Here is an 11,273-nt window from a genome sequence, read left to right on the forward strand (position 1 = left end):
ACCGGCGCTAGGGAGCCAGCGCTTCCGCCCAAGGCACCGAAACGGACCAATCTCAGCACCATGCGCGATAGGGATACCGCCCCGCCCGCTCCCGGATTCTGGACGCTCGCCAGCGTCGAGGGGTGGGAGCGATTCGCGATTCAGGGCACCAAGTCGCTGCTGACCCTGTTCCTGCTGACCGATTTGCTGGTTCGTCCCGGCACGCTGGTGGCCGGCCTTGCGGCCTTGCGCGGTATCATCGAGGGGGCGACGGGGACGACCACCGACCTGGCCTTCGCCTCGCAACTTTACGGGCTCTATGGTGCGCTGACCTATCTCATCCTGCCGCTGGGCGGCTGGATCGCGGATCGCAGCGGGCGGCGACGGCCGGCCATGTATGCCGGGGCCGCGCTGATGGCGGCGGGCATGATGGCGCTGGCCAGCCGGCAGGGGGCGCTCGCCGGCCTGGCGCTGATGATCGGTGGTATCGGGCTGTTGAAGGGCAATCTGGCGGCCGAAGTCGGTGCGCTGCGCGGGCATTCGGGAGGCGAGCGATTGTTCGCCGGCTATCTGGCGTTTCTGAATAGCGGGGCGATGCTGGGGCCGCTGATCGGGGGCTGGCTGGCCGCGCGCCTGGGGTTCGGTATCGCCTTTGCCGCGATGGCGGGCAGCATGATCGTCGCCTTTCTCCTGCTGCGCACCGCCCCCCGCGTCACGGTGGCGCAGCCAGAGGCGGGCATTGAGCAGGGTGTCGATTGGGCGCGGGTGACGGTCGCGATAGCGGCGGTGACCCTGTGCTTCTGCGCCTATGAACAGCTGACCAACATGGTCCTGGTCTGGGCGCGGGCACGGGTCGATCTGTCACCGGCCGGCTTTGCCATTCCGCCGAGTTGGCTGGCGGCGGCGGACGGGCTGTTCACCATCGCGCTGGCGCTGGCCGCCTACCGACTCTGGCCTTGGCTGGCGGAGCGGGGGCGCGAACCGGCGAGCGCGACCAAGCTGGTGTTGGGGGGCGTGGCGATCATGCTCGGCTATGGTCTGCTCGCCGGTCTGTCGGCCGGGGCGGGGCAGATCGGGCTGGGCGGGCCGCTGGCGGCGATCCTGCTGCTCGATATCGGCGTGGTGCTGGCCTGGCCGGCGGCGCTCGCGATCGTGATCGCCGCCGCTCCGCTCGCCCGGCGCGGGATGATGACCGGGCTGTTCTACCTCCACGGCTTCGTCGCGCATCTGGTGGTCGGTGAACTCGGCACGCTCTATCCAGGGATCAGCCAGCCCGGTTTCTGGACGATCCATGCCGGCCTGGCCCTAGCGGGGGCCATCGTCGCGCTCGCCATCCCGCGTGGTCAGGCGACCACCACCTCTACCGCCGCCAGCGCCGCCGCATAATCGGGGCTGAGCACCGCGTCGGTGACCAGCATGTCGACCCCGTCCAAGGGAGCCACTTGCACCGTGCCGTGGCGATCGAACTTGCTCTGGTCCGCCGCGATCAGCGTTCGGCGCGACCGGGCGATCATCATCCGGCACACCGCCGCCTCGCCGACATGATAATCGGCAAAGCCATGGTCGAGATTGACCGATTCGACCGACAGGATCGCCAGGGACGGCGTGAAGCTCGCCAGATAGTCGCGCGCCGTGGCATCGAAACAGGCGCGATACTCATAATCCAGCTCGCCGCCCGCCAGCATGATACGGTTGTCGTTGCGCCCGCCCAGTTCGGCCGCGACGCCCACCGCATTGGTGACGATGGTCAGCCGCTGATGATCGCGCAGCGCCCGCGCGACATAATGGCCGGTGGTGCTGGCATCGATATATAGGGTCTGGCCATCGGCGACGAGCTCGGCGACGACGCTGGCGATGCGTTGCTTGGCTTCGGCATGGCGTTGCAACCGAGTGGCGAACGACCCTTCGGTCTCCACCTTGGCCAGCCGCACCGCGCCGTGCGCGCGGACCACCGCACCCGAGCCCTCCAGCACGCGCAGTTCGCGGCGGATCGTCTCTTCCGACACCGAAAGCGATTCGGCCAAATCGCCGATGCCGCGGAAATGCCCCTCGGCCAGAAGCGCCACGATCTCATGCTGGCGGCGCTGACGTTTCATCATGATGGTTTCGTTCCTCTCGTCGAGGCTCATGCTAACCGCGCGCACGCTTCGGTCAATCGCATGGGCCATTCGGTCGAAATGGTCCGTTCCCCCACAAAAAACGCCGATGGCCCAGAGACCATCGGCGTGGAGTTGCGCCCCGATACCTGCGGGGGTCGCAGGCACCGGGTCGGGGAGAGGGTAAGATCAGAAGGCGTAGGTCAGGTTGAGCATATAGATTCGGCCCGTCTCGACATAGCCGCCCTTGCGGTCATTGGAGAGATAGGCCTTCCGCTCACTGGTCGTCGCCCAATAGCTATGCTCGTTGAAGAGGTTCTGTACCGATGCACCGACGGTCAGACCAGAGGGCATAGTATAATTGACGATCAGGTTCGAGATGGTCGTTGGCTGGATATAGGTATCCGGCCGGCTGGAGCGCAGATCGTACAGACGGTCGCCGGTATAGTTATAATTCCATTCGGCCGCGAAACCGCCATGGCTGTAGAACAGCGCGGCGTTGTACATCACCTCGGGCGCCTGGGTCATGCGCTGGTCGCGCATCTGGCCGTTGACGAAGACATTCGCCTTGGCCTTTTGCAGCGTGACATTGGCCTGGAGCCCCAGACCGTCGAGCAGCCCCGGCAGGCCCTTCAGCGAATAACGGCCGAAGAACTCGACGCCATAGATCTGGCCGGTCGCATCGGTGGTGAGGCTCGACACCTCGACGCCACCCTGCTGCTCCGACTGGGGATTGCCCCAGATGTTATAGTCGCCGCCGGCATTGGTGGTGCCGGTCGCGAACAGGACATGGTTCAGCTTCTTGTAGAAGGGGCTGACCGAGAAGAAGTCGGTACCCTGCCCCTTGATCTCCAGCGAGGTGTCGTAGTTCCACGAGGTCTGCGCATCGAGGTTCGGGTTGGGGATGAACACCCCCGTCACCTCGCCCAGATCGTTGCGCGACACGCTCGTCGGCCCGAGCAGCAGGTCGAAGGCCGGCCGCGAATAGCTCTTCCGGATCGAGGCGCGGATGACCATGTCGTCATTGGGCCGGTAATTGGCGATGACGCTGGGCAGCCACTGGTCATAATGGCGGGCCGACGTCACGAACTTGCCAGTATCGTTGCCCTGGTCCTGCCAATAGGTGCCCTTGAACCGGTTATATTCATAGCGCACGCCCGGCACGACCTGCAGATCGCCGAACTGCAGCGTCGCCATGACATAGCCGGCCAGCCGGTTCTCGCGGCCGTCCAGGCGGTTTTCCTTCAGCTTCACGGGGTCGAGATTGGCGAGCTTGGGGGTCGAGAGCTGCGCGACCTGGTTCTCGATATAGTCGGTATCGATCAGGAAGATCGGCACCTGCGCGGCATTGTTCATGAACCCGCCGAGCAACCGCCCGGGCAGCGAAGTCAGCGCCGGGCCGGTCGCGGCGTAGCGCGGCGAGTTGCTGCCATCGGCATTGGGGAAGGTATATTGCAGCGCGCCGTCATCGCCCAGCGCATTGGCGTAACGCTTGGCATCCTCAACCTTGGCGCCCGCCGAGACCGAGACCAGACCCTGATCGGCATGATGCCAGGTCGTGTCGAACTGGCCCTCCAGGCGGCGTTCCCAGGTGTTTTCGAACTGCTGGGTGACGTACCACTGCTTCAGCTTGCTGATGTCGGTCAGATAGGCACGCGCCGCATCGGTCAGCACCACCTGCGGGAAGGTGCGGTTCCCGATCGAGGTGACCATGCGATAGGCCGCGACGCCCGTATTGTCGGCGGTGCCGATATAGGGACGGCCGGCAAAGCCCGACTGGATACGCAAGGGATAATCCTGCGATCCGCGCGAGTAGGCGCCGTGATAGTCGAAGGTGAAGTCGCCCGAACGCGTCTGGCCGCCGACCTTGGTCGTCACCAGTTCCTGCTTGCTGTGCTCGGTGCGGAAATAATGGGTCGCGGTCAGGCCGTAATCGGCGCGGAAGCCGGCGGCGTCGTACGAGCCCTTATTGGGGTTCGGGTTGATCTGATCGGGCGCCAGGCTGGTCTGGCGCAGCGCGGTCTGGTCCATCCAGCTCTTGAGATTGTACCGGCCATAGGTGGAGTGCCAGTAGAGATCGGTGCCCTCACCCTTCCAGTCGAAGTTCAGCGTGCCGCCCATCCGCTCGATGCGGTTGCGGAAGGACTGCCACTGCACGCCGCGCGGGAACAGATTGTCCAGATTGTCGCGGATCATGCCGGGGATGTTGTTGTTATATTTTTCCCAGTCGTGCTGCATCGCAGTCGACTCGCCCAGCACATGCTTCAGACCGTAATAGGCCGAGGCATAGACGCCGAGATCGCCGACGCGCTGCGCGGTTTCGACCTGCACGGTGCCGCCCCAGGGATCCTGGCGACGCGCATCGGCACGGCCCGCCAGCTGGCCCTGAAGACGGATCTGGGTGCGGTGGTTGGGCAGATCGAAGGCGGTAATCGGCACCATGTCGATGATGCCGGCGATTGCATCGCCATCGTACCGCGCGGTCGGCGCCTTGTCGACGCGCACCGTCTGCAGCGAGAAGGGCGACAGCAGGTTCATCGAGATGGCGCGGGTGCGCGCATCGGTCTGCGCCAGCCGGACGCCGTCGAGCGAATAGGCGTTGTACGAGGTGTCGAGACCTCGGATCGAGACATATTGCGCCTCGCCGGTCGCCGCCGCGTTGCGCGACTGATCGACCGAGGAGCTGATGCCCGGCAGGCGGGTCAGCAGGTCGGCCAGATTCTGCTGCGGCTGAAGGCGCAGTTCCTCGCCCGAGACGACGGTCGCCAGCGACTGGCTGCGGAGCTGTTCGTCCTGCGCGTCGACGATCGCCTGGCGATGGCCCTTGACCACCACATCCTCGCCCACCTGCGGCTCGGTCGTGGGTTCATCGGCGGCCATGGCCGTGACGGCCGGCGCGACGGGCTCGGCGGCAAAGGCCGGGCCGGCGATCAGCAGCGTGGCGGCAGTGCCGCACAACAGGCGCACGACATGCGCCCGCTTGGCAGAAGCGGTCATGATTTCCCCCTGAAACATTTTGATGGCGACGCCCCCCGGACGTCTTCGGCGGCTCCGCTAAAGACGCCCTGTGACAGTCCGATGACTTATTGACCGAATTTTGATGAATTTTGAAAATTCAGTTTGGATGCATCGATAGCTTGTCACCAATCGGGCAATGTCACCATTTTGACGCGAAAGCCGCGCAAGGCGCGCGTATGATCGCACCTGTCCTTCGCCGTTCCCGCGCGCTCGCGCTGCTCGCCGCGCTGTCCGTCGCCGCACCCGCCCTGGCCCAGATTCGCCCGGCCCAGGCTCCCGCCGCCCGCACGACCGGCCTGACGCTCGACCGGGTCGTCGGACTGATGCGCCACGGCGTGCGCGCGCCGCTGGATGGCGAGGTGCCGCATGGCACCCGCACCGCCAAGCCCTGGCCGCGCTGGACCACGCCGGAAAGCCATTTGACCCCGCACGGGGCCGAAGCACTGATCGCCGAAGCACGTGCCGACCGCGCCAAATGGGTCGCGCAAGGACTGCTGCCCGTCACCGGCTGCCCCGCCGAAGGTGCGGTCCGCATCTGGACCAACAGCGCCTCGCGCACCATCGCCAGCGGCGAGGCCTATGCCCAGGGTCTCGCACCCGACTGCAAACTGCCCGTCGGGCATCGCGCGCCCGGCCAGGTCGATCCGCTGTTCGAGCCGCTGCGCGCGCGGGCGACGCGTTTCGACGCCAAGGCGGCGGTGGCCGATATCAACCGTTTCACCGGTGGCATGGATGCGCTGGTCGCGCGCCATCGTGAGGGGCTTCGCCTGCTCGACACGGTGCTGGGCTGCGGCGATCCCAAGGGGTGTGATCCGGCGGGTCCGGCGCGACTGACGCCCTCGGCCGACGGGCATGGCATCGACCTGAGCGGGCCGATCCGCACCGCATCGGGCACCGCGCAGGTGCTGCTGCTCCAATATGCCGAGGGGCTGACCCCCTCGGTCGGCGGGGTGCCGGTCGATGGCGCGATGCTGGCGCGGCTGGGCGGCCTCCACGCCGCGCTGTTCGACGTCTATTCGCGCTCGCCTTATATGGCCGGGCATCAGTCGGCCGCCTTTGGCCGCCACATGCTCGATGCGCTGACCGCCGCCCGGGGCTCCCAAATCGACATGCTCGTCGGGCACGACACCAATGTCACCGCGCTGGCGGCGCTGCTCGGCTTCGATCTGGTCGCCCCCGGCTATGCCACCAATGACGCCGCGCCCGGTGGCGCGATCCTGATCCAGCGCTGGCACGACCGGCAGGGCCAGCCCTTCGTCACGCTCAGCTATCGCACCCAGTCGCCCGAGCGGATTCGCAGCCATGCGGGCACGGTCACCGTGACGCCGGTCCAGGTGCGCGGGTGTCCGGTGGGGCAGCCCTGCCCGCTTGACCGGTTCGTGACGCTGATGCGCGAACGGCTGGCTCCGCTGGGCGGATAGGGACCCCCGGCGATTTCGTGAACGCTTCGCTTACGTTTTTTGGGCTATGGCGACGAGCATGTCGTCCCTCGGCTCCGACTCGCCTTCCGGATCATCCGGCGCCGGCCTGATGCCCATCGTGCGCGGCTGTCGCCCGCATCTGATCGCCGCCGCGCTGTTCTCGGGGTTGATCAACCTTCTGAACCTCGCGCCGACGATCTTCATGCTCCAGGTCTATGACCGGGTGGTGCCGACGCGGGGCGTGCCGACGCTCCTTCTGCTGACGCTGATTCTGGTCGTCGCGCTGGCGGTCTATGCGATCCTCGATGCGGTGCGCATGCGGCTGTTGCTGCGCGCCAGCATGCGGCTGGAGCGGCGACTGGCCCCCGCCATATTGCTGCGCATCCTGGGTTCGCCCAGCGGCACACCGATGGAGCGCGCACAAGCCTTGCGCGATTTCGACACGGTGCGCGGCACGCTGACCGGCGCGCCGGTGATCGCCTTGTTCGACGCGCCCTGGGCGCCGATCTACATCCTAATCGCCTTTCTCCTCCATCCCTGGATCGGCCTGTTGACCCTGGTCAGCGCACTGCTGCTGGGTGCCATCGCCATCGCCAGTGAGCGGATCACCGAGCCAACCGTCGCCGCCTTGCGCGGTCGCACCGCGCTGGCGCAGCGGGAGCAGGACAGCTCGATCGTCGCATCCGACGTGGCGCAGGCGCTGGGAATGCGCGACGCGCTGGTCACCCGCCATCTGCTGGAGCGCGCCGATCTGGCGCGGCGGCAGGCGGGGCTGTCCAACACCTCGGGCCAGTTTCTGGCGGTCACCAAATTCCTGCGCCAGCTGCTGCAATCGCTGGCACTGGCGCTCGGCGCATGGCTGGCGGTGCGGCAGGATATTTCGGGCGGCGCGATCTTCGCCGCCTCGCTGCTGCTCGGCCGCGCGATCCAGCCGGTCGAACAGATATTGAGCGCGATCAAGCCGCTGACCACCGCGCGCACCGCCTGGCGCTCGCTCGATAGTTTTTGCCGCCGCCCGGGGCCGAACCGCAGCATGACCACCCTCCCCGCGCCCGAGGGTCGGATCGAGGTGCGCGGGCTGAACGTCATGGCGCCGGGTACCGATCGGCCAATCCTGTCCGACATCGCCTTCACCGTGCAGCCCGGCGAGGTGATCGCGCTGGTCGGCCCCAGCGGCGCGGGCAAGTCGACCTTGCTGCGCGTCCTGGCCGGCGCGCAGGCGCCCAGCAGCGGCGAGGTGCGGATCGACGGCGCCTCGCTGGCCGACTGGAATCGCGAGCAGCTCGGCCGCCATCTCGGCTTTCTGCCGCAAGTGCCGACGCTCTTCCCCGCCACCGTCCACACCAATATTGCGCGCTTCCGCAGTGTCCTCGAAGGCGAGAGCGAAGCGCTGGACGCCCAGGTCGTCGCCGCCGCGCAAGAATCGGGCGCGCATGAGATCATCCTCGGCCTGCCCCAGGGCTATGCCACCCTGCTGGAACGCGGCGAGGCGGGGCTGTCCGCCGGCCAAGGTCAGGCGGTGGCGCTGGCCCGCGCGCTGTTCGGGCGGCCGACGCTGCTCTTCCTCGACGAGCCCAATGCGCATCTCGACAGCGAGGGCGAGGCACGTCTGGCCCGCACGATCGTGGCGTTGCGTGAGCGCAAGGCGACGGTGATCGTGTCGACCCATCGCACCGGCCTGCTCCAGATCGTCGACAAGGTCCTGTTGCTGCGCGACGGCAAGGTGCAACTGTTCGACGACCGCGCCAAGGTGATCCGCCCGCAGGCCGGAGGCGCCCGCGCCGCCGATCCCGGCATCGTCACCGCCGGAGCCACGCGATGACCGACAGCGCCCGCGCCCAGCTGGCCGACAGGCTCCACCTCGACGATTCGCCGCGCCGGGCGATCCGCGTCGGCGCGATCGTGGCCTTTCTGTTTTTCGTCGTCGGCCTGGGCTGGGCCGCGCTCGCCCGGCTGGATGCCGCCGCCGCCGGCGAAGGCCAGGTAACGGTCTCGGGCAATCGCCGTACCGTGCAGCACCGCGACGGCGGCATCGTCAAGGCGATGCTGGTCCGCGACGGCGAGCATGTCCGCGCCGGCCAGATACTGTTCCGACTGGAGGGGGCCGAGGTCGCCGCCAGCGAACGCGCGCTCGCCGCCAGCGTCATCGATCTTCAGGCGCAGCGTGCGCGGCTAGAGGCGGAGATCGCCGGCCACGCCATCGTCTGGCCCGCCGATTTCGCCACCGCCACGGGCGATGATCGCCGACTGGTGGAGCGGGCCAAGGCGTTGCAACTGGCGCAACTGCGCAGCCGCAATGCCGCGCTCGCCGCCAGCGATCAGGTGCTGCGCCAGCAGGCGGCCGAGGTGGGCAAGCAGACGACCGGCTATAACGCCCAAGCCGACGCCACCGCGCGGCAACGCGCCAGCCTGATGCAGCAGCTGGAGAGCACCCGAAAACTGGCCGACGAGGGCTATGTCTCGCGCAACACGGTGCGCGCGATCGAACGCTCGATCCAGCAGCTCGAGGGTGCCGACGCGGATTACAGCTCACGCTCGGCCGCGGCGCGCGAACAAATCGGCCAGACCCGCGCGCAGATGGTGCAGACCCGCCGCCGCCAGGTGGAGGAGGCCGCCACCGCGCTGCGTGACACCCAGTTCCAGTTGAACGAGATGCTGCCCAAATGGGCCGCCGCGCGCGACCAGCTGGCGCGCACCGAAATCCGCGCGCCCGTCTCGGGCCGGGTGGTGGGCTTGCGCGTCTTCACCGTCGGCGGCGTGATCCAGGCGGGGCAGCCGATCCTCGACATCGTGCCCGACGCCGCACCGCTGATCGTGCGCGCCAATTTCGCGCCGGGCGATATCGACGGCGTTATCGCGGGGCGACCGGCCGAGGTGAAATTCCTGTCGCTCCATGATCGCGGCCTCCCGATCCTGGCCGGCACGGTCCGCTCCGTCTCGGCCGACAGCCTGCGCGACGAAGCCTCGGGCCGCAGCTATTTCACCGCCGAGATCGCGGTGCCGCGCGAACAGATCGCCCGGATCGCGGAAGTACGCGGCGGCGATACCGGCATTCGCGCCGGCGTGCCGGTGGCGGTCACCGTGCCGCTGCGCCCGCGCAGTGCGCTGCAATATCTGCTCGATCCGCTGACCGAAACCTTTGCCCGGTCCTTCCATGAGCGATAATCGCCTATCCCTGCTGGCCAGCCTGCTTGGCGGCCTGGCGCTGGCCGGGCCGGCCGTGGCGCAAACCGCCGATGCCCCCGATACGCTCGACCGTGCGATTGCCGATGCCTATCGCTCCAATCCGACACTGGAGGCGGGGCGCGCCCAGCTGCGTGCGCTCGACGAACAGATCGTCCAGGCCGGATCGCCCTATCGCCTGAATGTCGGCGTCAATCTGAACCTGCAATATCGCCAGCAGGATCAGCGCAACCTGCTCGACCAGTTCGCCACGGTCCGCAGCCGGACGATGGGCGCGACCATTTCCGCCTCGCAGATCCTGCTCAATGGCGGCCGCACCGCCGCGCAGGTATCCGCCGCCGAAGCCACCGTGCTGGCGGGGCGCGAACGGCTGCGCGAGACCGAGAATGCCGTCCTGTTCGGCGTCGTCGATGCCTATGCCTCGGTCCTGCGCGACCAGGCGCTGGTCGCGATCCAGACGCGGTCGCTCGAAAGCTATGGCCGGCAGGTCGATCAGGCTGTGGCGCGCGAACGGGGCGGCGACCTGACCCGCACCGACATCGCCCAGGCCCAGGCGCAGCGCGAGATCATCCGCGCGCAGCTCGCGCAGGCGCAGGCCAATCTTCAGGCCAGCCGCGCGCGCTTCGCCGCGCTGGTCGGGCGCAATCCCGGCCGGCTGGCCCCACCACCGCCGCTACCGGGCGTGCCGGGCTCGCTGGAATCGGCCTTCCAGATCGCCGAGAAGGAAAGCCCCGCCGTGTGGCAGGCGATCCTGGCCGCGCGCGCCGGCGATGCACGGATCGCCGCGCAGCGTGCCGAGCGCGCGCCGATCGTCGCGCTGACCGGCGGCTATGGCTATACCAGCCCCTATTCCTATCAGCTGCGCGACATGGGCGGCCAGGCAACCGGCGGGATCAGCGTGACCATGCCGCTCATCGCCGGCGGCCTGATCGGATCGCGTATCCGCGCCGCCATCGCCGAACGCCAGCAACTCGGCTTCGAGGCGGAAGGCACCCGGCGCGAGGCGCTGGCCAATGTGCAGGAGGCCTGGAACCAGGCGGTCGCCGCCGGCGAACAGCAGGATTCGGGCCGCGTCGCCACAGAGGCCGCCGAAGCGGCGCTGACCGGCGTGCGGCGGGGATTTCAGGAAGGCTTCCGCTCCAATTTCGAGGTGCTCGATTCCGAGCAGCGGCTGCTCAACGCACAGATCGTCGCGACCAATGCGCTTTATTCGGGCTATGTCTCGCAGGCCCGATTGCTGGCGACGCTCGGCCGGTTGCAGGCGGGGGTGATCGAGGCCGGGGTGCCGACCTATGACGCGTCGGCCAATATCCGGTCGGTGAAGAAACAGGTCTTCGGTCCCTTCGACCCCTTGCTCGCGCCGATCGATCGCGCTTCTCGCCCCTCCACCGCCGCGCCGCCCGCCCCGGTGCTGGCGGCGGCCAGCGCGCCCACGCTGCGCCCCGCGACGACGACGACGCCTTCGGGCACGCTGGGCCAGGGTCTGCCCGTCAGCCCACCCCCGGCCTTGCCCGCACCGTCCTTTGTGGAGTTGAGCGACACGGTGGTCACCGGCGGCCGTCCCGGCGAGGGAAAC

The 11,273-nt window shown here is 68.1% G+C and carries 7 protein-coding genes; 5 read left to right on the forward strand and 2 right to left on the reverse strand.

The window, feature by feature from the left end:
- Positions 1-60 precede the first annotated feature (60 nt).
- Complete coding sequence (locus SP6_RS12345; RefSeq protein ID WP_007404864.1) at positions 61-1,365, forward strand: MFS transporter; 1,305 nt, start codon at positions 61-63, stop codon at positions 1,363-1,365.
- Here the strand turns inward: SP6_RS12345 and SP6_RS12350 are convergent.
- The gene (locus tag SP6_RS12350; protein WP_007404788.1) at positions 1,323-2,078 is read right to left on the reverse strand and encodes a DeoR/GlpR family DNA-binding transcription regulator; all 756 of its coding nucleotides are present in this window, start codon (positions 2,076-2,078) and stop codon (positions 1,323-1,325) included. The genes SP6_RS12345 and SP6_RS12350 overlap by 43 nt on opposite strands.
- Before the next feature lie 186 nt (positions 2,079-2,264).
- Complete coding sequence (locus tag SP6_RS12355) at positions 2,265-5,072, reverse strand: TonB-dependent receptor (protein ID WP_042469127.1); 2,808 nt, start codon at positions 5,070-5,072, stop codon at positions 2,265-2,267.
- A gap of 197 nt (positions 5,073-5,269) precedes the next feature.
- Between SP6_RS12355 and SP6_RS12360 the strand changes: the two genes are divergently transcribed.
- The 4 genes from SP6_RS12360 to SP6_RS12375 all read left to right on the forward strand — a co-directional run.
- Complete coding sequence (locus tag SP6_RS12360; RefSeq protein ID WP_007404761.1) at positions 5,270-6,514, forward strand: histidine-type phosphatase; 1,245 nt, start codon at positions 5,270-5,272, stop codon at positions 6,512-6,514.
- A gap of 58 nt (positions 6,515-6,572) precedes the next feature.
- Positions 6,573-8,336: a type I secretion system permease/ATPase gene (locus tag SP6_RS12365; RefSeq protein ID WP_164541274.1), complete on the forward strand. Its 1,764-nt coding sequence runs from the start codon at positions 6,573-6,575 to the stop codon at positions 8,334-8,336.
- Complete coding sequence (locus SP6_RS12370; protein WP_007404846.1) at positions 8,333-9,679, forward strand: HlyD family type I secretion periplasmic adaptor subunit; 1,347 nt, start codon at positions 8,333-8,335, stop codon at positions 9,677-9,679. Before SP6_RS12365 ends, SP6_RS12370 begins: the two co-directional genes overlap by 4 nt.
- Positions 9,669-11,273 (forward strand): TolC family outer membrane protein (locus SP6_RS12375; RefSeq protein WP_042469109.1); only part of this gene is annotated, 1,605 nt, incomplete at its 3' end. The genes SP6_RS12370 and SP6_RS12375, both read left to right, overlap by 11 nt.

It is taken from the genome of Sphingomonas paucimobilis NBRC 13935, from assembly GCF_000739895.2.
GTDB classification, from domain to species: domain Bacteria; phylum Pseudomonadota; class Alphaproteobacteria; order Sphingomonadales; family Sphingomonadaceae; genus Sphingomonas; species Sphingomonas paucimobilis.